This is a genomic window from Hypericibacter sp. (assembly GCF_050729195.1).
Taxonomy (GTDB): Bacteria; Pseudomonadota; Alphaproteobacteria; order Dongiales; family Dongiaceae; genus Hypericibacter.
In genome coordinates this window covers 1-22973 of sequence record NZ_JBOHKS010000238.1, presented here as the reverse complement: position 1 = coordinate 22973, position 22973 = coordinate 1, and the positions used below count along the sequence as shown (strand labels likewise).

At 65.1% G+C, this 22973-nt stretch carries 19 protein-coding genes; 15 read left to right on the top strand and 4 right to left on the bottom strand.

Annotated elements, in window-relative coordinates:
• Positions 1 to 37 precede the first annotated feature (37 nt).
• Positions 38 to 454 (top strand): RNA polymerase-binding protein DksA, encoded by a 417-nt coding sequence (dksA, locus tag ACREE8_RS18735; RefSeq protein WP_151180344.1) that lies wholly within the window; start codon positions 38 to 40, stop codon positions 452 to 454.
• Between the two features lie 225 nt (positions 455 to 679).
• On the opposite strand, the gene flgH is transcribed toward dksA, so the two are convergent.
• From flgH to flgF, 4 genes are all read right to left on the bottom strand, one after another.
• On the bottom strand, positions 680 to 1435 hold the full coding sequence (gene flgH / locus ACREE8_RS18730; RefSeq protein ID WP_431574524.1) for a flagellar basal body L-ring protein FlgH: 756 nt from the start codon (positions 1433 to 1435) through the stop codon (positions 680 to 682).
• A 68-nt stretch (positions 1436 to 1503) separates the two neighbouring features.
• Positions 1504 to 2490, bottom strand: a complete 987-nt coding sequence (gene flgA, locus ACREE8_RS18725) for a flagellar basal body P-ring formation chaperone FlgA (protein WP_431574523.1) — start codon at positions 2488 to 2490, stop codon at positions 1504 to 1506.
• A 14-nt stretch (positions 2491 to 2504) separates the two neighbouring features.
• The gene (gene flgG, locus ACREE8_RS18720) at positions 2505 to 3290 is read right to left on the bottom strand and encodes a flagellar basal-body rod protein FlgG (RefSeq protein ID WP_431574522.1); all 786 of its coding nucleotides are present in this window, start codon (positions 3288 to 3290) and stop codon (positions 2505 to 2507) included.
• Positions 3291 to 3317: 27 nt separating this feature from the next.
• Positions 3318 to 4058, bottom strand: a complete 741-nt coding sequence (flgF, locus tag ACREE8_RS18715) for a flagellar basal-body rod protein FlgF (RefSeq protein ID WP_431574521.1) — start codon at positions 4056 to 4058, stop codon at positions 3318 to 3320.
• A gap of 270 nt (positions 4059 to 4328) precedes the next feature.
• On the opposite strand from flgF, the gene ACREE8_RS18710 reads away from it, so the two are divergent.
• From ACREE8_RS18710 to ACREE8_RS18645, 14 genes are all read left to right on the top strand, one after another.
• Positions 4329 to 4871, top strand: coding sequence for a flagellar basal body-associated FliL family protein (locus ACREE8_RS18710; RefSeq protein WP_431574520.1), 543 nt, complete (start codon positions 4329 to 4331; stop codon positions 4869 to 4871).
• Positions 4872 to 4884: 13 nt separating this feature from the next.
• On the top strand, positions 4885 to 5970 hold the full coding sequence (gene fliM, locus ACREE8_RS18705) for a flagellar motor switch protein FliM (RefSeq protein WP_431574519.1): 1086 nt from the start codon (positions 4885 to 4887) through the stop codon (positions 5968 to 5970).
• 7 nt (positions 5971 to 5977) lie between these two features.
• Positions 5978 to 6712: a DUF6468 domain-containing protein gene (locus tag ACREE8_RS18700; protein ID WP_431574518.1), complete on the top strand. Its 735-nt coding sequence runs from the start codon at positions 5978 to 5980 to the stop codon at positions 6710 to 6712.
• A 62-nt stretch (positions 6713 to 6774) separates the two neighbouring features.
• Positions 6775 to 7701 carry a MotE family protein gene (locus tag ACREE8_RS18695; RefSeq protein ID WP_431574517.1) on the top strand — a complete coding sequence of 309 codons (927 nt, stop codon included), beginning with the start codon at positions 6775 to 6777 and terminating at the stop codon, positions 7699 to 7701.
• Positions 7702 to 7820: 119 nt separating this feature from the next.
• A complete protein-coding gene (locus tag ACREE8_RS18690) occupies positions 7821 to 8207 on the top strand; it encodes a response regulator (protein WP_151178426.1) in 387 nt (128 codons plus the stop codon).
• A gap of 15 nt (positions 8208 to 8222) precedes the next feature.
• Complete coding sequence (locus tag ACREE8_RS18685; RefSeq protein WP_431574516.1) at positions 8223 to 8888, top strand: protein phosphatase CheZ; 666 nt, start codon at positions 8223 to 8225, stop codon at positions 8886 to 8888.
• Complete coding sequence (locus ACREE8_RS18680) at positions 8872 to 9615, top strand: flagellar motor protein MotB (protein ID WP_431574515.1); 744 nt, start codon at positions 8872 to 8874, stop codon at positions 9613 to 9615. Before ACREE8_RS18685 ends, ACREE8_RS18680 begins: the two co-directional genes overlap by 17 nt.
• Positions 9612 to 10271, top strand: a complete 660-nt coding sequence (locus ACREE8_RS18675; RefSeq protein WP_431574514.1) for a flagellar motor protein MotB — start codon at positions 9612 to 9614, stop codon at positions 10269 to 10271. Before ACREE8_RS18680 ends, ACREE8_RS18675 begins: the two co-directional genes overlap by 4 nt.
• Entirely contained in the window at positions 10268 to 13792 is a 3525-nt protein-coding gene (locus ACREE8_RS18670; RefSeq protein ID WP_431574513.1) for a hypothetical protein, read from the top strand. Before ACREE8_RS18675 ends, ACREE8_RS18670 begins: the two co-directional genes overlap by 4 nt.
• Before the next feature lie 1208 nt (positions 13793 to 15000).
• Positions 15001 to 15195: a hypothetical protein gene (locus tag ACREE8_RS18665; protein WP_431574512.1), complete on the top strand. Its 195-nt coding sequence runs from the start codon at positions 15001 to 15003 to the stop codon at positions 15193 to 15195.
• Between the two features lie 135 nt (positions 15196 to 15330).
• Positions 15331 to 16542, top strand: a complete 1212-nt coding sequence (locus ACREE8_RS18660; protein ID WP_431574511.1) for a M24 family metallopeptidase — start codon at positions 15331 to 15333, stop codon at positions 16540 to 16542.
• A gap of 96 nt (positions 16543 to 16638) precedes the next feature.
• Complete coding sequence (locus ACREE8_RS18655; protein WP_431574510.1) at positions 16639 to 16953, top strand: hypothetical protein; 315 nt, start codon at positions 16639 to 16641, stop codon at positions 16951 to 16953.
• A complete protein-coding gene (locus ACREE8_RS18650) occupies positions 16950 to 19223 on the top strand; it encodes a N,N-dimethylformamidase beta subunit family domain-containing protein (RefSeq protein WP_431574509.1) in 2274 nt (757 codons plus the stop codon). Before ACREE8_RS18655 ends, ACREE8_RS18650 begins: the two co-directional genes overlap by 4 nt.
• Before the next feature lie 991 nt (positions 19224 to 20214).
• On the top strand, positions 20215 to 22973 hold a 2759-nt coding region (locus ACREE8_RS18645; protein WP_431574508.1), incomplete at its 3' end, for a DUF6531 domain-containing protein.

Sequence of the window (22973 nt, the reverse complement as noted above, 5' to 3'; positions counted from 1 at the left end):
TGAGAAGAGCCCTTCGATGAACGAACGAGTGATGCCGATGCGGCCTTTGTTGCCGCCGGACTACCGGCCTACCGAGAAAGAACCGTTCATGAATCCGATGCAGCTCGAATATTTCCGCCAGAAGCTTCTGGGCTGGCGTGCGGAGTTGCTTCAGGAGTCGACCGAAACCCTTCAACACCTCCAGGAAGAAAGCCTGGCCGAGCCCGACATGGCCGACCGTGCCTCGCTCGAGACCGATCGTTCGCTGGAACTGCGGACGCGCGATCGCGAGCGCAAGCTGATTGCCAAGATCGACGAGGCGCTGCGGCGCATCGAAGACGGCAGTTATGGCTTCTGCGAGGAGACCAACGAGCCCATCAGCCTGCGCCGGCTGGAGGCCCGTCCGATCGCGACCCTGTCGATCGAGGCGCAAGAGCGCCACGAACGCATGGAGCGCACGCACCGGGACGATTGAGCGCGCCGCCGCCGGCGGGGTCATAAGGACCTGCCGATCGCGGGCGCGATGTGCGAAAGTGACAACGGGCCACCCGCGAGGGTGGCCCGTTGCATTTGCGGTCCGAGGCGCACGCATACCTGCTGGCCGCCTGCGGTGTCCGCCGGTTCTACATGAACCCGAGGGCAAGGTCGGACCCGCTTCTCGCGCCGCGGGTCCGTGAATCTTGCCCTCCAACATTTGGCTCTAGAACGGGAACAGGATGTCGTAGATCTCCTGGCCGTAGCGCGGCTGCTGCTGATCGCTGATGATGCCGCGCCCGCCATAGGAGATCCGCGCCTCCGCGATCTTCTCATAGCCGATCGTATTGATCGCGGTGATGTCCTCCGGCCGGATGATGCCGGCGACCTGCAACTCGCGCACCTCGGCATTGACCTTCACCTGCTGGGTCCCGCTCAGCACCATGTTGCCGTTGGGCAGGACCTGGGTGATGACGGCCGCGACCTTCAAGGTGATGTCTTCCGTCCGGTTGATCGTGCCGTCGCCGACATGCGCGCTCTTGCTGGCGCCGTTGACGAGCTGGGTCGGATCGATCGCATCCGGGAAGATCAGGTTGAGCTTGGATTCCAGGCCCAGGAAATTCGTCAGGCCCGCCGATTCATTGGCATCCTTGGTGGTGTCGGTCGTGTTGTTGAGCTTCGCGTTGTCCTTGATCTCGACCAGCACCGTCAGGATGTCGCCCACCGCGCTGGCGCGCTGATCCTTGAAGAAGGCGCGGCTGCCGGGGCGCCACAGCGAGTTGGCCTGGCGTTCGTCGATCCCGGGTGCCGGCATCGGCAGGCTGACCGGCTGATAGCCCGAGGCCTGCGTCGGATTCTGGATCGGCGCGACCTGGGGGGTGTCGCCGACTTCCGCGAGGCGCTCCAGCGTGCGGCAGCCGGGCAGCGAGCCCATGGCGAGGCCGAGGCAGAGCAGGGAAACGAGGGTCCGAGGACGGAACATGAGGCAGTCTCCAATCAGGGCGCCGAAGCCGGCCGGCGTGAGAGGGCGATCGAGGCAGGTTCGGGCGGTCATTCGACCGAGGTGGGCGACATCACGGTGACGCGCGAGGAGCTGACCACGACGGCGTCGAGGGTGCGGTTGCTCTGGGTGTTGACGACCCGGATGGTGTCGCCGACGGCGCCGTTCTGCAGCGCCTTACCCTGGATGGTGAGGGACATGTTGCTCCCTTCGAGCGCGACCGTGATCAGGCTGCCCTTGGTGATGGCGATGGCCTGGATCAGATCGCCCGAGCGGACCGGCTGCTGCGCCTTGATCGGACGGCGCGGCGTCTTGCCGGTGAGGTCGGCGAGCTCGGTGATGACGCCCAGCCCGACCCGGTCGGACGGCATCGAGATCCAGGTGACATCGGCCGCGGTGATGGTGTCGCCGGGTGAGATCCGCCGGGTGAGGACCGGCACGTCGATCATGCTGTAGGCGCGGCCGGTGATGGTGGCGCTCGCTTCCGCCGGACCGATGGCGGGGGCGGCGATCGCGGCGGCGAAGCGGCCGCTCGATGGGTCGTAGGTGAGGGTCTGGATGGCGACCGTGGGCTCGGCACCGGTCGGCAGCATCAGGCTCGGACCCTCGCCGTCGAAGGCGATGTCGAAATCGCCGCTGAGGCCGCGGGCATTGAGCGCCTGGAGCAGGGCGACCTTGACGGTGCCGGGCTCGATCGCGATGCCGCTGCGGGTCACGCGCACCTGGTCGAAGCGTGTCTCCGGCTGCCAGGGCAGTGCCACCTGACGGGCCATCGCCGCCAGCCAGTTGGCATCCAGGGTGATGCTCTCGCCCGGAGGCGGGGCTTCGGCCACGGGCCGGTTCGGATCGGTGACCGCGCCGGTAAAGAGATCGCGCAGCCGGATCAGATGGTCGTCGATCTCGACCTCGTTGCGCAGCGACAGGCCGGTAGAAGCGGTCTGCGGGGCGGCGATGGCGTCGTCGGCCCAAGCCGGCCCCGTCGTGCCGATCAGCAGCGCCAGCATCAGGAGAATGGACCGCAAGCGGTTGGCGATCATGGTGAAGACGCTCCTTAGCGCAGCTGGGTGAGAGTGCCCATCATCTGGTCGGAGGCCTGGATCACTTTCGAGTTCATCTCGTAGGCGCGCTGCGCCGTGATCAGGTCGGTGATCTCGGAGACCACATTCACGTTCGAGGTCTCGAGGAAGCCCTGCTGGATCGTGCCAAAACCGTTGGTGCCGGGCGTTGCCGTGATCGGGCCGCCCGAGGCCTGGGTCTCGAGGAACAGGTTGTCGCCGATGGCTTCGAGCCCGGCCTCGTTGGGGAAGGTCGCCAGCTCGAGCTGGCCCAGATTCTGCGGCGCCACCTGCCCGTCCAGGGTCGCGAACACCTCGCCGCTGGAATCGACCGTGATCGAGACCGCATCGTCGGGGATGGTGATGCCGGGGAGCACCGTGTAGCCGTCGGGGGTCACGATGGTGCCGTCGGAGCTGCGCTGCAGCGCGCCGGCGCGGGTATAGGCGGTGTCGCCGTTGGGCAGCTCGACCTGGAAATAGCCCTTGCCGGAAATGGCGAGATCGAGCGGGTTGTCGGTCACCTGCATGTTGCCCTGCTCGGTGATGCGGTAGACCGCGGTCGGCTTCACGCCGACGCCGATCTGGACGCCCGAGGGCACGATCGTGCCGCTGTCGGAGGACTGCGAGCCGACGCGACGATAGTTCTGATAGAGCAGATCCGCGAACTCGGCCCGGCGGCGCTTGAAGCCGGTCGTGCTCAAGTTGGCGATATTGTTGGAGATCACGTCGACATTGAGCTGCTGAGCCAGCATACCCGTCGCGGCGATACTCAATGAGCGCATGATGTTACTTCCTCATCCGTGATCTGGTTACGCCCCGCCGACAATCCCGGTGATCGCCTTGCGGATGCGATCATGCTCGGACTGCACGAGCTGCTGGGCGGCTTCGTAGTTGCGGCTGACCGACATCATGTGGGTCAGCTCGACGATCGGCTGGACGTTCGACTGCTCGAGCGCGCCCTGGACCAGATGCGCATTGGCAACCGGCGTCGCCGTCACCTGGGGCGCGGCGCTATAGAGGCCGGCGGCCTCTTCCTGGAGCGCCTGGGGGTCGGCGAAATTGACCACGCGAAGCTTGCCGATGGTCGTCGTCTGCGGCGAGCCCGGCTGCTTGACCGAGACGGTGCCGTCCTCGGCCACGGTAACGTCGATGGCATCCTGGGGCACGCTGATCGCCCCGCCATCGCCCTGGATGGGCGCGCCGTCGGCCGAGACCAGCTGCCGGTTCGCGTCCATCTCGAAATGGCCCTTGCGGGTATAGCGGGTGCCGTTGGGCGTGTTCACCACGAAGAAGCCGTCGCCATGGATGGCGACATCGAGCGGATTGCCGGTCGAGGTCAGCGGGCCTTCGCTCCAGTCGCGCGGCATCGCCGCGTCCTGCACATAGGAGAGCTTGGTCCCGTCCTTGGCGCGATCGAGATACTCCTGAAAACGGACCGTCTGCCCCTTGAAGGCAGGCGTGGTCACGTTCGCGAGGTTGTTCGCGATCACGTCCATCTCTCGGGTCAGGGACATCTGGCGCGAGAGCGCGATGTAGCCGGCGTTTTCCATCGACCGTCCGGTGGTGGTATGAAACCTGTCGCCCGCGACCCCCCGCCGAAACCGGAAGAGGGGCCACTGGCGGGAAGGACCATGCAGCGGTCGTGCCAGTCGCGTTTTCGGCGCATTTACCGGGGTGAACGCCGGATTGACATCGGTCCTTGTGGATAAGAACCGGAAAAATCTGCCGATCGGGCAGGGCAAGGATGCTCCGCCTTAGCCCTATGTTAACCGCGTCTGCCTAGGGTGAGCCGCTCAACGAATTCACGGCGGGTTCACCATATGGCCAAGGCTCCACAACCCAAGGGGAAAACCCCCGAGGCCGAGGAACCGCAGGACGCGGCTTCCGGCGCAGATGCGCCGAAGAAGAAGAAGTTCAGCGGCAAGAAGCTGGTCCTGTTCGTCGTCCTTCCGGTGATCCTGCTGGGCGGCGGCGGCGGCGCGGCCTACTTCATGGGATTCCTCGGCGGCGCCAAGGCCGAAGAGACGGCGCATGCCGAAGCGCCGGCCGAGACCGGCCCCTCCGTCTATTACGACATGCCGGAGATGCTGGTGAACCTCGTCACCACCGGCAAGAAACCAAGCTATCTGAAGCTCAAGGTCAGCCTCGAGCTGAAGGACGAGGAAGCCTCGAAGCAGGTCGACGCCGTGCTGCCGCGCGTGGTGGACAGCTTCCAGGTCTATCTGCGCGCGCTGCGGGTCGAGGATCTACAGGGCTCCGCGGGCATCCTCCGCCTGCGCCAGGAACTGCTCACACGGGTCGCCGACGCGGCGAAGCCTGCCGAAGTGCGCGACGTGTTGTTCAAGGAAATGCTGGTCCAGTAGGACCGCAGGAAACATGGCCGAACCCAACGAAAATACCGACGCCCCCGCGGGCGACGAAGAGCTTTCCGAGGAAGAGAAAGCGGCTGCGGCCGCGTGGGAGAACATGGCGGAGGAGGAGCCCGAGGCTCCCGGCGCCACCACCCGTTCCGCCCGCGTCCTCGATCAGAACGAGATCGACAGCCTGCTGGGCATCAGCGGTGGTGGCGGCGGCGGCAGCGCGGCCGAATCCGGCATCCAGGCGATCGTCAACAGCTCGATGGTTTCTTACGAGCGCCTGCCGATGCTCGAGGTGGTGTTCGACCGCCTCGTGCGCATGATGTCGACCTCTTTGCGCAATTTCACCTCGGACAATGTCGAGGTCTCGCTCGACAGCATCAGCTCGATCCGCTTCGGCGACTATCTCAACTCGATCCCGCTGCCGGCGATGATGGGCGTGTTCAAGGCCGAGGAATGGGACAATTACGGCCTGCTCACGGTCGACAGCTCGCTCACCTATTCGATCGTCGACGTGCTGCTCGGCGGCCGGCGCGGCACGGCCGCGATGCGGATCGAGGGGCGCCCCTACACCACGATCGAGCGCAACCTGGTCGAGCGCATGATCACGCTCGTCCTGGCCGACCTCTCGACCACCTTCGAGCCGCTCTCCAAGGTCAATTTCCGTTTCGACCGGCTGGAGACCAATCCCCGCTTCGCGACGATCGCGCGCGGCGCCAATGCGGCGATCCTGGCGCGCCTGCGCGTCGACATGGAAGACCGCGGGGGCCGTCTCGAGCTGATATTGCCCTATGCCACGCTGGAGCCGGTGCGCGAGCTCCTGCTGCAGATGTTCATGGGCGAGAAGTTCGGTCGCGATTCGATCTGGGAAGGCCATCTGACCACCGAGCTCTGGCACACCGAGATCAAGGTCGATGCCGTGCTCGACGAGCTCACCATGCAGCTTGGCGACGTGATGAACTGGAAGGTCGGGACGCATGTCGAGCTCAACACCCAGCCCAGCTCTCTCGTCCATATGCGTTGCGGCGACATCCCGATGTTCCGCGGCCAGATGGGCCGCAAGGGCAATCTGATCGCGGTCAAAATCCAGGACCGGAACCGGTAGGCATTCGATGTTCAATCTCTCGATCCTGACTGACGCCGCCAAATTCATGACCCTGCCGATGCTGTTCGACGGCGGGTTGGTCCTGCTGCTGGGCGTGACGTTGCTCTATGTCGGGCGGCTCAACCGCCGGATCGGCGAGCTCAAGCGCGAGCGCACCCATTTCGACGCCGCGATCGAGCGGTTCGCGGGCGCCGCCGCCGACACCCACCGGGCCATGGCCGAGCTGCGCCAGATCGCCGACGGCGAGGGCCGCATCCTGCAGGACCAGGTCAAGAAAGGTGCCGGCATCGCCGAGGATCTCGAATTCCTGATCGGCCGCGCGACCTCCGCCGCCGACCGCCTCGAAGGCGTGATCAGCCATTCCCGCCAGGCGGAGCCGCGCAAGAGCGAGGCCCGCGGCGCCGAGCCCAAGGGCATGACGTTCCCGACACGCGAGACGCCGGCGGCCGCGCCGAAGGGCATGACATTCCCGACACGGGAAACGGCCGCTGCCGCGCCGAAGGCCATGGCCTTCCCAGCGCGGGATCTGCCGGCCGCGCCATCCAAGGACATGCCGCAGATGAACGCCCGCGACCTGTCGAAGGCGTCGGCCCTGGCCCGCGCGATCGTGGGTGACCGCAACGAGCTGGAACGCGGCATTGCGCGCGGCGGTCCCTCGACGGTCACACGCCGCCCGGTCGCGGTCGAAAGCCTGCCCGAAGGCGAACGCGCCTTGCTCAAGGCCCTCGCGGGCTTGCGCTGAATCCTGAACCCCGTACCGGATCGATCGGTCCGGTGACCCGAGCCCGGAGAGTGCCGCGACCCATGCGCCTGCGCGTCCTTCCCGTTCTGCTGTTCTTCGGCACCGCGCTCTTCACGCTGCGCGTCGGCACGATGTGGCAGGACGCGACGGTGATGGCCGGCAGCCCGACCGAGGCGCAGACCACGGCGCCCCAGCCTTCGACGACACCGCCGGCTGCCACCGCGCCCGCGACGACCGCGACAGCGTCGGCGACGACCGTTCCAGCGGCGACGGTACCTGCCGCCACGACCCAGACGGCGGCTGTGCCTGCGGCGACAACCGCTCCCTCGACAACGACGCCCGCCGCCACGACCGCGGCGGCACCCGCAACCACCGCCACGGCGCCTGCAACCACGCCGCCAAGTTCCGCCGGCACGCCGGCGGCAGCGCCGGCACCCGCACCGGTCGCGGCGGCGGGCCCGGCGCAACAAAATCTTCTCGGACAGTCTCAGACGGCTGCCGCCACGGCGCCGACCGGCGTCGACGGCGCGCCGCCCGACCCGACCGCCGACAGCTCGGCGCAGGACAATCCGTTCAACTATTCCGACAGCGAGATCGAGCTGCTGCAGGATCTCGCCAAGCGCCGCGACGAGCTCGACAAGCGCTCGGCGGCGATCGATCAGCGCGAGGCGCTGCTGACCGCGACCGAACAGCGCATGGACCAGAAGCTGGCCGAGCTCAAGGCCGTGCAGGCGCAGATCGAGACCGGCCTGCAGCAGCAGAAGGACGCCCAGGACGCGCAGTATAAAAGCCTGGTCAAGACCTACGAGACCATGAAGCCCAAGGATGCGGCGCGGATCTTCGACAGCCTCGAGATGGAGGTGCTGATCGAGGTCACGCAGCGCATGAAGGAAGCGAAGCTTGCACCGGTCCTGGCGGCCATGGATGCCACCAAGGCCCAGGCGGTGACCGTCGAGCTGGCGGCGCGGCGCGCGCCCACGGTGCAATAAATCCTTTCCGGGCCGGCGTCGAAATCGCGGCCGTTTACGGCCACTTAACCAGCCGCCGGTAGTCTCTTACCGGCGACCCGCCCGCCTTTTTCTATTGGCTCATTCGAGGAAGCAGTTCGATGTCCATCGACATGCATATGCCGATCCTGATCGTCGACGACTACAAGACGATGCTCCGGATCATCCGCAACCTGCTGAAGCAGCTGGGCTTCGACAATGTCGAGGAAGCGACCGACGGCAGCATGGCGCTGACCAAGCTGCGCGACAAGGGCTTCAGCCTGGTGATCTCCGACTGGAACATGGAGCCGATGACCGGCATCCAGCTCCTGCGCGAGGTGCGCGCGGATTCGAAGCTGAAGGACTTGCCCTTCATCATGATCACGGCCGAGAGCAAGAGCGAGAACGTGATCGCGGCGAAGGAGGCGGGGGTCAGCAACTACATCGTGAAACCGTTCAACGCCGCGACGCTCAAGCAGAAGCTGACCACCATCCTCGGCAATTTCTAGGCCGGGATCATCATCATGGCGCGCACCAAGGCCGCTGCCGACAAAGAACTGACCGACAAACTCGCCGCGGTCGAGCGCGATCGCAAGCCGGTCGATGCGCGCGAGCTGATGGCCATGGTCGAGGGCCTCGTCGCGTCCATGGAGGGCGATCTTTCCCCGATGAGCATCAAGCTGTATGCCGAGCTGGAGCAGCTCGCCAATTTCATCCAGAAGGCCAAGTCCGAGATCGCGCAACTGCGTCCGGACGAGATCCGCGACCAGCATCTGCAGACCGCGACGGACGAACTCGAGGCCATCGTGGGCGCCACCGAGGGTGCTACCAACGGGATCCTGAACGCGGTCGAGCAGATCGAGAACCTGACCAGCGAGATGCCGCCGGCCGTGGCCGAGAAGGTCTCCGAGGCGGTCACGCAGGTCTATGAGTCCTGCAACTTCCAGGACATCACCGGCCAGCGCATCTCCAAGGTGGTGAAGGCGCTGCAGCATATCGAGGCCAAGGTGGACGGGCTCCTGTCCGCCTTCGGCGACGAGATGACGAAGCATCGCAAGGACGAGGCGGCGCAACCGGAAGCATCCAAGCAGGATGCTCCGAGCGACCAGGCCCTTCTCAACGGACCTCAACTTCCGCAGGCAGCGAAGGGCCAGGCCGACATCGATGCGCTCTTTGCCAGCCTCGGTTGACAGCAGGGCGAGCGCACACAGCCCCTATCCGACTGCCGGCTCCTCCGGGACCCAGGCGCCGCGGACCCACGCGCTGGCGCTGAGCCCCCATGCCACGGCGCTGCGCTGCGCCCGTCACGGCTATCAGCAGACGACGCCGCCCTGGCTCATCAGCTATGCCGATCTCATCACGCTGCTGCTTTGCTTCTTCATCCTCCTGACCGGCGCCAGCCGCGTCGAGCAGCATAACCTCCAGCCCGTCATGGCCAGCCTCGCCGACCAGTTCTCGGGCGTGCTCGATCGCGGCACCCAGACCGAGGAGGACGGCGCCAGCTCGATCGGCGACATCCGCTTGGTGAAGGAGCGGGTCCAGTCGCTGATCGCCAATGCGATGCCGCTCGCCCTGATCCGGCACTCCAGCGAGTCCAACCGCCTCGAGGTGGAGCTGCCCGAGAGCGGATTGTTCCAATCCGGCGGGGACGATCTGAGCGCGCTGGGCCGTTCGCGCCTGAAGAACCTCCTGGCGGTGATCGGCCAGGGCACGGGCGCCACGCCCTATCGGCTGGAATACCGGCTGGCGCAGACCGATATGGCCGCGCATCGCGCCGCCGTCCTCGGCAGCGAGACGGTGGCGGCGGGAACGAATGCCACGGGCGTCGGCGTCGCCATCGACAAGGCCGAGACGGCCGGGAAACTGATTTTGCGGATCGAGCTCGGCGGCAAGACCGAAGAAGGGGCGGCTCCATGACTCTCATGTCGCGTCACAACTTCCGCAACGAGGCGCAGAGCAGCCAGGCGCGCACGCTCTGGCTCTATACGCTCAGCGACCTGATGAGCCTGCTGCTCTGCTTCTTCGTGCTGCTCTTCGCCATGTCGCAGACCCAAAGCGGCAAATGGCAGCAGGTTTTCGGCGTGGCCGAGCATGACGACGTCACCATGACGGCCGAGCAGCGGGCCGACAAGGAAGCCGATCGCAATGCCATCGCCCTTTCCGAGGCGCGCGACGCCAACTATCTTCAGGCCCTGATGACGGAGCGCCTGGCGCATCTCTCGATCGGCGTCCCGGTCGCGATCTCGCGCGTGCCCGACGGAGTGCTTCTGACCATGCCGTCCGATCCCCTGTTCGCGAGCGGTGCCGCGCGCGACAATGCGGCGCTCGCGACGCAGCTGGCGCCGCTGGCAGGCCTCCTCGCCAGCGTCCCCAACGGTCTTTCGGTCGTGCTGTCCTCGCCCCATTCCGCGACCCCCGAAGCCTGGCGCTCGGCGCTCGCGCGCGGCCAGGCCTTCAGCGACGCGCTGGGTCATGCCGGCCTCGATCATGTCGGCGCCATCGAGACGCGCGACCTGCCGGGCACGGGCGCCCAGATCGCCCTCCTGCTGCGCGATCGGAACAGCGCGCCATGATCCTGCGCCGCCGGCCCGCGCTCTTCCTGATGGGACTGCTGCTCGCCGCCATGGCGATGGCGGCCCCAGGGGCGCGTGCCGACGAGACGATCCGGACCCGCGGCTGGGTCCATGAGAAGGAAGGTTTCGGCCGCATGGTTTTCGACTGGCCCGCCTCCGTCGGCTACAGCGCCAAGATCGACGGACAGACCTTGATCGTCGAGTTCGACCGGCCCGCCAGCTTCACCACCGACCGCGCCTTGAAGCTGCTGGCCCCTTACATCGCCGGCATCGCCGAGCAGACCGACCGGCGTCTGGTGCTGAACCTGACCGGTCCCTGGAAGCTCAAGAGCTTCTATGACGGGACCAAGGTCGCGCTCGATCTCTACGGCACGCCGCCCGCGCTCGCCAAGGCGGCGCCGGCCAGCCCCGCGGTCGCGCCGCCGCTGCCCTCGGCCGCGGCGACTGCGACACCTTTGGCGACACCGCCGCCGGCCGCCGGCAAGACTCCGCCCGCGGCCGAGACGGCCGTGGCTCAACCCACAACGCCGCCTTCCAACACCACCGCCGCCGCGCCGGTGGTGAAGCTGCGATTCGGGCAGCATGACGGCTATACGCGGCTGGTCCTGGATTTCCCTGCCACCGTTCCCTATCGGATCGATCGGCAGGGCGATGACGCGCATGTCGTCATCGGTACGCCAGCGCGCCTGGCCCTCGACGGCAATGTGAGCTCCTGGCCGGCGTCGCTGAAGGATCTCCATGCGGACGGCAGCGAAACGAAGCCGGTCCTCACGCTGAACCTGGTGCCGGGAACGACCATCAAGGATTTTCGCGACGGGCCGCGCATCGTGCTCGATCTCGCACCCGGCACCGCCGCCGCGACCTCGCCCGCAACGCCGGCCCCGGCGCTTGCCGCGGCCCCGACGACGACAGCCGCGATCCCATCCACCCCGCCGGATCATGCGGATGCGGCACCGCCGCCCGCCGCCGATACCGGCAAGCCCAAGCCGCTGCTGCCGCCCAACGCGATGACGGCGGCCGATTTCCTGAACGGCGCCTCGACCGCGGCGCCTGCGACATCGACGGCAGCATCGAAAAACGGACCCGAGATCGACACGCTCCCCGCCAATCCCAACCTGCCGTCATTGACGGTCGCGGTCGATCAGGCGGGCGACGGTTCCACGCTCAAATTCCCCTGGAAGGATCCGACCGGCCTCGCGGTCTTCCGGCGCTCCGGCGCGTTGTGGCTGGTGTTCGACAAGCCGGCCCGCTTCGATCTCTCGGGCTTCTCCGCGCCCGGCCTGGACGCGTTCGACAAGGTGGCGCAGATCGGCGGAGCGCCAGCGGCGCTGCGTCTCGCCGGCGCCGACGATCTGGCGGCCCTGCCGCGGCGCGAGGGCAATACATGGATCGTCGATCTGCGCCCGCAGGCCGAAGGCGCCGCGACGCCGATCCCCGTGACCTCCGAGCCCACCGCGACGCCACCGCGGACGCTGCTGAAGCTCGTCTCCGCCGGCGATCCGATGACGGTCAAGGATCCCGAGGTCGGCGATCAATTGACGGTCGTCACCTCCACCGAGCCCGGCCTCGGCGTGGAGCCGGCGCAAGGGTTGCCGGCCTTCAAACTGCTCGCGACGGTGCAAGGCATCGCCGTCGAGCCGCGCCAGGATGGGCTGCAGATCGCAAGGACTCCCGATGGCATCGCCATTACGACCGGAGCGAACCCGGAGCTGGCGCCGGTGGCGTCGGCCTCGAAGCCGGATGCGGCCGCGGAAGACACCCAGCCCGACGGGCCGGCGGCGACCGAGCGGCTGTTCGACCTGCCGGCCTGGCGGCGCGAGCAGGAAGGCGATTTCGCGACGGTCGAGACCAAGCTCAAGGCCGCGGTCGAAGCGGTGCCCGAGGACAAGCGCGAGATCGCGCGGCTCGATTTGGCCCGGTTCTATTTCGCTCATGGCCGCGCGGCCGAGGCCGGCGGTCTCATCGATCTGATGGGTGCCGAGCGCACGGAACCGCTGCTCGACCCGCAGCCGCTTCTGATCGAGGCCGCGTCGGCCTTCCTCACCAGCGATCCCGTTGCGGCCGGTTCGGCCCTCAACCAGCATGCTCTCGATGGCGAGATCGAGGCCGATCCCTGGCGCGGCGCTCTCTCGGCGTTGAAAGGCGATTGGGCCAAGGCCGCTGCCGACTTCCAGGAATCCGACGCCCTGATCGACGATTATCCGCAAGCCGTGCGTTTCCATCTCCAGTCGCTGGCGGTCGAATCCGCGATCCAGACGCAGGATGCAGCCGGTGCCCATGACGGGCTCGACAAGCTCAAGGCCGATCATCCGACACCGCCGCAGGAAGCCCGGATCGCCTTCCTCGAAGGCCTGCTGGCGCGCAGCGAAGGCAATGCCCAGGCGGCGACCGCGGCCTGGGACGGTATGGGGCCTGCCGCCGACACCGATACGGCGGCACGCACCGAGTTCGCGCGGGTCGATCTCGCGCAGGAGACGGGGGCCATCACCGACGCCGAGGCGATCAAGCGGCTCGAGGCGCTGCGCTTCGCCACGCGCGGCAGCCTGATGGAATTCCCGCTGCTCGAACGGCTGGGCGAGCTCTATCTCGCCGACGGCAAGCCGCGCCAGGGGCTCGAGATCCTGCGCCAGCTCGCCAGCCATTTCCCGCAGCATCGCGATTTGAACAAGGTCATGGCCGCCATGACCAAGGGCTTCCGCGACGCCTTCCTCGGCGAAGCCGCGAAGAAGCTGAAGGCGCTCGAGGCGATCGCGCTCTATGGCCAGTTCAGCGAGCTGACGCCGCCGGGGGCCGAGGGCGGCGAGATCGCCATGGCGCTTGCCGACCGGATGATCGATATCGACCTGCTCGACCGCGCCGACGCGGTGCTGCTCGATCAGGTCCGCCACAAGCTCAACGGCGTCGACAAGGCCCGGGTCGGCGCCAAGCTGGCCGAGGTGCGGCTCCTCGACGAGGATCCGGACCAGGCGCTGGCGGCCCTGAAGGAAAGCGGCGGCCCCGATCTGCCGGCGCCGCTCGCGGCCGACCGCCGCCGTCTCGAAGCGGAGGCGCTGCATCGCACCGGTCGCAGCCTCGAGGCGCTGGCGCTGCTCGCGAACGACCAGGATCCCGACGCCGACAAGCTCAAGGCGCGGATGTATTGGGAAATGAAGGAATGGGCCCTGGCCGCGCGCGAGTTCGACCGGCTGCTCGCCGGCGCCGACGCCCAGCAACTGACGCCCGATCAGGCGGAGTGGGGCCTCGCCAATGCCATCGCGCTGTCGCTGGCCGGCGACAAGTTCAAGCTCGCCGAGCTGCGCCAGAAGATCGGCCCCGCGATGAAGGAAACCGTGCAAGGCCCGACCTTCGCCATGCTCACCGACCCCGAGAGCGATCCGGAGTCCCTGCTCGCGACCAAGCTCGCCGGCGTGGCGCGCTTCGAGAGCTTCATGACGGACTACAAGGCGAAGCTGAACGCCGCGGCCGCGCCCAGCACGAGCGAGGCACCGGGCACCGCGCCGGCGACGACCGCGGGCGGGTAAATCACATTGCCTAGTTTGTGCAAGTTCTGGCAGCAAATTGACGGGCGTTCGACCGTTGCATTCTTCGCGATCTCTAGCGTCGCCGGCTTCATCTCTTATGAGTGGCTAGGAATGGGCTTCTGGCCCGGCTTCGGCTTGGTTGCAATCAGCCTACTCGCCAACGGATGGATCGCTACGTTCGAGGATGAACAGCCCGGCAGGTTCCATAATCCGAGACCACCCAATCGCGGCGGTGATCATGGCTGCCAATAGCAGTTGCACGGCAAAATTGAAACGAAAGCCAGAGGAAGCTCGCAGTCGCAGAGATGTATGCGATTCCGAAAACCAAATACCAGGGGCGACCATAGGAATGCGACCACTCCTACCAAGCGTACTCGCTACGCTACTATGTTTCTCAGGAGCTATCGCCGCTCTCGGCGACAGCTCGCAAGGTCAAACGCAACTACAATGCACTGTCGGCCCGATAAACAAAACTTACGGGGCAACGCACTGGCTGGTTTACAGCTGCGATGATCTTCAAACGGTAATAATAGTGACTGCAGGTGACAGTCCCGCAGCACCTTTCTATTTCGCACTGTCACCAAACGGAGATTCGTATCGGATCATTGGCGAAGGTACTGGAAACCGAAATTTGACAGATGCGGCTTTCGAGGAAATCAGAAAGCTTGGTGCGACCGACATAGTAGAATTAATCAAACAAACGCAGGGTCGTTAGATTGACCTAGCCAACGAGCCGCTGAGCTACGCCAGTGCTTAAGATAGCCGGACGCCAGAACAGCGCATTTAGCCGGAAACAACAAACAAGTGATGGATTGCGCGCGCTCTACGCCGCCGAGCCTGCTTTCACCGGATAGGGTGGTCGGCGCCAGCCCTGGGGCGAGAGGGTGAATATCTCGACGCCGGTCTCGGTCACGCTCACGGAATGCTCGAATGGGGCCAAGAGCGAGCGGTCGCGCGTCGCGGCGCTCCAACAGTCCTGATCGGCATCTCGCGATCCTGCTTCCACGCGCCCCTCACCGAGCCGCTGTGTCCGCGGATGGCCGGTCCGACAGCCAACATGTTTGTGCTGTTACAATGACCGGACGCCGATTCAGCACGAACGGAGTGGCTTGAAGTGCGCCGTCGAAAGAGGGAAGCTGTTGTCGTGAGTGCATCGCCCCATTGAGGTGACCTCTCTTCTTGAAGAGAGGTCCGATCGAGCGCCCGACATGGCCGATATTCGATCCAAGAGATTGATGGGCTCCGTCCGCAGCCGTGGCCTGGCGGCAGGCGCGTCGCTCCTAGTTTTCTCGTTGAACTCGACCGCCATGCGCTCGATCCGCAAGACGGCGGCAACGCCGTTCCGCGCCGGCAAGATGCTGGCCCTCACGGACTCCAGCCCGCATCTCTGGTTCAGTCCCTGACGAAGCGCCGGCCGTCTCCAGGCTGAATCCACCGCCTTCAGCCATTACCGTTTGACCGTTTCAGGACAACCGACTCCTCTCGGGCAGTAGGATGACGCCACCTATTGCCTGCGGGTCGGCTTCAAGGAGGCAGCAATGCAGGACTATTTGCGGAAGCAGATCGACTGGCCGCAGCCATTCTCCGGCCAGGAATATGCCGACCGGCTCGCGCGCGTCAGGAACGCGCTGCAGAACGCCAAGCTCGATGCGATCTATGTCACCACGCCGGCCAACCTCACCTGGCTGACCGGCTATGACATGATCTGGTACCACACGCGATGCCTGACCGGCCTTCTCATCCGCGCCGACAGCGACCATGCGGTTTGGTTCGACGGAGTCGGGCACACGACGATCGTGTCGCTGACGCCGACCATCAAGGATGTCGTCTGGTGCCGCAGCGAGAATGTGACGGAACTGGTGCGGCTCGTCGTCGACGAGATCGGCAAGCGGATCTCCGACAAGTCGAGGATCGCGCTCGAGCCTTGGGGATATTCGCCCCATGCCGACGTGATGAACGCGGTGAAGTCCGGGCTCGAATCGAAAGGCAAGAAGACATCCGACGCGTCGACGCTGATCGAGCGCCTTCGCCTGGTGAAGTCGCCGGACGAGATCGCGGTCGTCCGGCAGGCGGCGACGCTGGCGGACAATGCCATGGAGGCGGCCCGCGACATCCTCGCGCCGGGGATCATGGAAACGGAGATCGAAGCGGCCATCCTGTCCAGCCTGATGCGCCAGGGCGGAGGCTATCCCGGCATCCGCAGCATGATCGGTTCCGGGCCTCGGGCGGGGACGCATCACAGCGCCGCGACGCAGCGCAAGGTCAAGAAGGGCGATCTCGTCTTCGTCGATTTCTGCAGCTCGCTGCATCGCTATCATGTGAATCTGAATCGGACCTTCACGCTGGGGAAGCCGGATTCGCGCTGGGGCGATCTGATGAAGGCCTCGGCCGGCTGCGTCGACAGGATCCTGGCCAACGTCAAGCCGGGCGATCCCTGGAGCAAGGTCGCCACGGTTGGCGAGGACTATCTCGTCAAGCACGACATTCAGAAATACATCTGGTGGCAGGGCGGCTATGCGCTGGGGATCTCCGTGCCGCCGGACTGGGTCGGCTCGTTCTTCGCCGATCCGCTCGAGGGCATCGACGATCAGCCGCTGCAGCCCGGCATGGTCTTCAATTATGAGAACCAGTTCGATGTCTGGGAAAACTGGGACGGCGGCAGCGGTGCGGCCTACATCGAAACGCTTCTCGTCACCGACAGGGGCCTGGAAGTGCTTTCGAAGCTTCCTCGCGATCTCATCCTGGTCTAGCCGAGAACGATTCCGATACTTGAAGAATCCGGGAGGCGCGCGGCCGCGCTGCGCGTCTCTTCCGGTCTCTTTCTTCGCCTTGGGAGCCGACAGAACATGAGCAACGACACGTCATCCCGCGACCGCCTGTTCCCCAGGGAGCTGGCTGACGAGTTTCGTCACCATATCTTCGGCCCGCACAGCCCAGCCCTTCGGGTGATGCTCAATCGACTGCGCGCCCAGCAGGGCGATGAGGCCTTCGTCCTGGTCTGCCTCGAACCGTTCAGGAAATGGGCACTGGCCCGGAAATCGCCGAAACGGGGCGCGCCGGTCGCCCTGGTTCCCGGCATCACCTTCGCCAGCGCCGAAGAAGCCGAGTGGGAGGTCTTCAAAAGGCTCTGGCAGCAGCGGACCGGGGAGGCGCTGTCATGAGTACGCAGCTCCCGAAGAAGCGGCTGGTGGGATATGCCGACCGTCACAGCGTGTGCGCCGGCGAAACCATCCGGTTCAAGGTGTCGTCCGACGGCATTGCCCGTTATCGCGCCGAGATCGTGAAACTCGTCTCGGGCGACCATCATCCAGATGGCCTGGGCTTCATCGAGAAACCGGTCGAGACGCCAATCACGGGCGACTATGTCGGACGCCACCAGGTCCTGCGCGCCGGGTCCTACGGCATCGCTGCCGCGGTCGAGGATCTCGATGGTATGGAGAGCTTCACGATCCAGGCCATGATCTGGCCGACCGCCTCCGGGGGACGCCATCAGGCGATCGCCTCGCGCTGGATCGATGCGTCCCGGCGCGGCTTTGCCCTGCTGCTGGACGATCGCGGCGCGCTGGCCTTCGAAGCCGGTGACGGAACGAGAGTCGAGCGGGTCGGCACGAACCGGCCTCTGCCGCTCCGCCAATGGACATTCGTCGCCGCGGCCTATGACGCGGGATCGCGGACCCTGCGTCTTCACCAGGACAGCGCCGCGAGCACGGGATGGAGTCCGACGCCGGTCACGACGGAGGCGGCCCTCTCGGTTGTGCCGTGGCCGGAAACCGGATCGCCGCTGCTCATCGCGGCCTGTCTGGAACGGTGGACGAACGGCGCGTCTGTCGCCACGGCCCATTACAACGGCAAGATCGACAGCGTGCGGCTTTCCGATCGGGCGTTGACCCGTGCCGAGATGGAAGCCGTCCAGCGCCCCACGGGCTTGCCCTCTCACCTGCGGGGATGCTGGGATTTCTCCGAGGCGATGACGACCGATCGGATTCTCGATATCTCGGCCTGGCGCCGGGACGGGAGACTGGTCAATCTGCCGGCGAGGGCGATGAAGGGCTTCAACTGGGATGGTTCTCAGTTCGATTGGAAAGTGGCGCCGGAGCAGTATGGCGCCATCCATTTCCATGACGACGATCTCTATGACGCGGAATGGGAAACCGATTTCGAGTTGACCGTTCCCGCCGGGCTGAACAGCGGGGTCTATGCCGCCAAGCTCACGGGCGAAGGCGATACCGAATATATTCCCTTCGTCCTGCGCCCGAAGGCGGGTACGAAATCCGTCGAGACGCTCGTCCTGCTGCCCACGGCGAGCTACATGGCCTATGCCAATGAGCGCGCGGGCCTCGAGGGCGGCGGCCGGCTTCATGCCTTTGCCAATCACCTCACGTCATTCGGCGCCGGCGATCTCTGGCTCAACGACCATCCGGAAGTCGGCGGGTCGCTTTACGACACGCATAGCGATGGAAGCGGTGTCTGCTACAGCTCCCGGCTCAGGCCCATCATCAATTTCCGGCCGGGAATCACGAATTCATGGATCGGCTCGGGCGGTGGCGCGCCCTGGCAGTTCAACGCGGATCTCGCCTTGATCTCGTGGCTGGAGGCGAAGGCCATCCCCTATGACGTCGTCACCGATGAGGACCTCCATGAGGGAGGCTATCCGACGCTTTCCGGATATCGGGCCGTCCTGACCGGCAGCCATCCGGAATATTACTCGAAGGAGATGTATGAGGCGCTGGAGACCTATCTCGGTCGCGGCGGCCGGCTGATGTATCTCGGCGGCAATGGCTTCTATTGGCGCATCGCCTTCCACTCGTTTCTACCGGGCGTCATCGAGCTTCGACGCGCGGAAGACGGCATTCGCGACTGGGTTGCCGAAGGCGGCGAGTATTATCACAGCTTCACCGGCGAATATGGCGGCATGTGGTCCCGCATGGGCCGTCCGATCGCGGCGCTGGCCGGCGTGGACATGGCGGCGCAGGGATTCGATGTCAGCTCCTACTACCGCCGGATGCCGGCGAGCCGCGATCCCCGGGCGGCTTTCATCTTCGTCGGTATCGATGACGAGGTCATCGGCGACTTCGGCACCGTCGGGGGAGGGGCTGCCGGAATCGAGCTCGACCGGTGCGATTTTTCGAATGGATCGCCGGCGCATGCTCTGGTGCTCGCTGCCTCGGAAGGACATTCGGACACTTATTTCCCGTCGCCGGAACATATCAACAATGCCAATCCCGCCATGGACGGCACGCAGAACTCGGATGTGCGGGCGGATATGACCTTCTACGAGACGTCGTCGGGGGGAGCCGTGTTCTCGACGGGCTCCATCTCCTGGATCGGCAGCCTCTCCTTCAACGGCTGCAGCAACAACGTGTCGAAGGTGACCGAGAATGTGCTGCGGCGGTTCCTCGATCCGACGCCGTTTCCCCATCCGCTGGAGTGAGGTCTACGCCGCCGATCGCGAAGCTCCCGCGCGGTTTCGACAAACTGGCGGCCGACCTATTTACCGTCTATTCCACCAGCGCTACCCTCGAACCTAACTTGGCGTCGCCGAAGCTCTTGGCCGTCCTTGGCTTGCATTCGAGCGGTCAGGCAGCATCGACCGGGATGTCGATTGCGATTTCCAGCATTCAGAGTTCGAACAATGCATTAAGTGCGTTTCCTGAGGCCGGCACTAGGCAGGGTGCTCTTGTCTACACGATTCATGCTACGGCGCATTCAGGTCGCGCGATATTCGTACGAGAGGCGGTTGTGGAGTTGGTGAGGGGTGGGGCAGAGCCCTATCGCATTTACCGCTGGTCGCAGGGCGAGGTCGACGCTGAGGGGCCGGTTGCAGTTCAATGAACCTCGCGATCGCGGGCTGCATGCACGTAGCTCTTCAATTGGTCAATCAATCAATCTTTAGTAGTAGCAGACCTTACGCGGTCTCTTCTGTGCTGATCGCAGTTTAATCAACCTTTCCCATATTTCATCTTATCCACAGAATTGTTCTTGTTGTCACGATTGCACGCTTGAGGCGAGCGGGTGTTTTCGTGGAGTTTGGATCACGACTCTGGGTTGCGGGACTCGCACAGGTTGTGATGGAATTTCGGCGCCGCCTTCGATCGCCACTCAACTTCTCTGTTGCCGTCATTGAGCTTGCGACCGAGCGCGCGTATAGCGTGCCCTCCGACTTCTTCCCCTCATTCTTCATCAATTCGTCTTTTAGATTCCTGGAGAGAGACGCGATGCGTCGCATCATTCTTGCCGCTCTGTTTTTTGCGATTGCCGCCATTGGCACTCTGTCTAGCGGTGCGAGCCAGGCAGCCAGCGGATGGCAGGACCCGAATGGGTATTGTGGCGGAACTGGCCGATGCGCGACGATCAAAGACGCGTGCCTCGCGATCTCTTATGCGTGGTGGACGGCTGACCCCGCTATCCATCTTCGCTCTTGCATGCTGACGTCTCCAAAGGATGTTCGCGGCACGGTGGATGCCTATTGCTGCGGCGGCATCTATAGCGGGTCCCTCGGGCTTTTCTGCGATCCGGGTACGGAGTCGGAATCCGACGGTGCCGCCACGAGCTGCATCGTGATCAAGGACCCGCCCAGGGGATGTAAGTACCAGCGGAGTGGTGAAAATGAGAACGCCTGCGAAGGCACGGTCGGCAATCCGATCATGCTGGCGGAGGGGAACAAGCATCAGGATGTGGTGGATTTTGCCACACCGGGCCCGAATGTGCTGGCGTTCGTGCGGACCTATAACAGCCAGTTCAAGACCAATGTGGCCGGCTTCCCGATGCCTCTCGGGATCAAGTGGCAGAGCAACTTCGACCGCTACATGGTCAACACCAGCAGCACGGTCAAGACGCTCTACCGGCCCGACGGGACGGTCATCAAGTTCACGAAGGTTGGTTCTGTCTGGACCCCGCCCGCCGATCTCCCGGTCAAGCTGGCGCAGTCGGGTACCGATTGGGTCTTTACCGATATCGACGACACGGCCGAGACCTACAACAGCGGCTTCAAGCTCACGACCATCACGCAGCGCAACGGCTATCAGCAGTCCCTGACCTATGACGGGAGCGGCAGCCTCAGCACCGTCACCGATTCCTATAGCCGCAGCCTGAGCTTCACCTACACCGGCAGCCGGCTCACGGCCATGGTGGCCGCCGATGGTGGCGTCTATACATACAGCTACGACCAGTCTTTCTCTGCTTATGGGCTCGTCGGCGTTGATGATCGGCTGATTGCGGTAACCTATCCGACGCCGAGCGCGACGGATGGGGGTGCCAACCCGACCGTCACCTACCACTACGAGGACCTGACGCTCCCAGGTTACCTGACCGGGATCACGGACGAGCGCGGGGTGCGCTACGCGACCTGGGCCTATAACAGCGACGGCCGGGCGATCTCGAGCGAGCATGCCGGCGGGGCCGACGAGACGGCGGTGACCTACAATCTGGATGGCACCCGGACCGTCACGAACGCGCTGGGCCAGCAGACCATCTACAGCTACACGACCGTCCAGGGCGTCAAGAAGCTGAGCTCGATCGCGCGCCAGGCCAGCGCCGACGTGCCGGCCGCGACCGAGAGCTACAGCTATGACGGGAACGGTTTCATGGTCAGCCGGACGGACTTTGCCGGTAACGTCACCAACTACGTCCACAACACGCGGGGCCTGCAGACGAGCCGCGTCGAGGCCTACGGCACGGCCGACGCCCGGACCATCGCCACCAGCTGGAACACGGGCTTCCGGGCCCCCGATTCGATCGCCGAGCCGGGCAAGACCACGAGCTACACCTATGACGGCCAGGGCCGGGTCCTGACCCGCACCGAGACCGATACGACGTCACAGTCGGTTCCCTACAGCACCCACGGCAACAGCCGGACCTGGACTTACACTTGGGATTCGACAGGGCTGCTGCAGACGGTCAATGGCCCCCGCACGGACGTCACCGATACGACCACCTATGGCTGGACCGGTGGCCTCCCCACCAGCGTGACCAACGCCTTGGGCCAGGTCACCGACATCACGGCCCATGACGCCCGGGGGCTGCCGACCTCGATCACCGATCCCAACGCTGTGGTATCGACCCTTGGCTACAACCAGCGCGGCTGGCTGGTGAGCGTCACGGTCGAGAGCCCCGGTGGGAATGCCACGACCCAGTTCGAATACAGCGCCACTGGCGATATCTCGGCCATCCAGCAGCCCGACGGATCGCGGCTGACCTACGAATATGACGATGCCCGGCGGTTGACGGCGGTCGAGAACGATGCCGGCGAGCGGATCGAATACACCCTCGATGCCCTGGGCAACCGGACCGCGGAGCAGATCAAGGATTCCGGCAGCAGCATCGTCAAGACGCTGACCCGGACCTACGACACGCTGGGCCGCCTCCTGAGCAATATCGGCGCCGACAGCCAGACCACGGCCTATGGCTATGACGACAACAGCAATCTGGCCGCTCTGACCGACCCGCTGAGCGGGGCGACGGCCCAGAGCTTCGACGCGCTCAATCGCCTGATTCAGTCGACGGATCCGATGAGCAAGTCGACTGCCTATGCCTATGACGGCCAGGACAACCTGACCACGGTCACCGACGCCCTCAGCCACAGCACGACCTATGTTTATGACGGCCTCGGCGATCTGATTCAGGAGACGAGCCCCGATACCGGGACGACCGTCTACGAGTATGACGCTGCCGGCAACCGGACGAAGGCGACCGACGCCCGGAGCGTGATCGCCGAGTATAGCTATGACGAAGCCAACCGGCCGACCGGGATCCATTACCCCGCCTCATCGGGCGATGACGTCACTTATGCCTATGACGATGCCACCGGCGGGCATTACGGAATCGGCCGGCTGCAGACCCTCACCGACAAAAGCGGCTCGACCAGCTATGTCTATGACGCGCGGGGCAATGTGGCCGAGGAAACGCGGGTTATCGGCGCCCAGACCTATGTCACCGGCTATAGCTACAGCCTGACCAACCAGCTGGCCTCGGTGGTCTATCCCTCGGGCCGGATCGTGAACTATAGCCGTGACGCTCTGGGTCGGGTTCAGTTGATCACGACCCAGGCAAACGGCTCCGCTTCACCGGTCACAGTCGCTTCCAACATTGCCTATGAGCCCTTCGGCCCGGTCAAGTCGCTGACCTTCGGCAACGGGTTGGCTCTGACCTATGCTTACGACCAGGATTACCGCCTGACCGACAT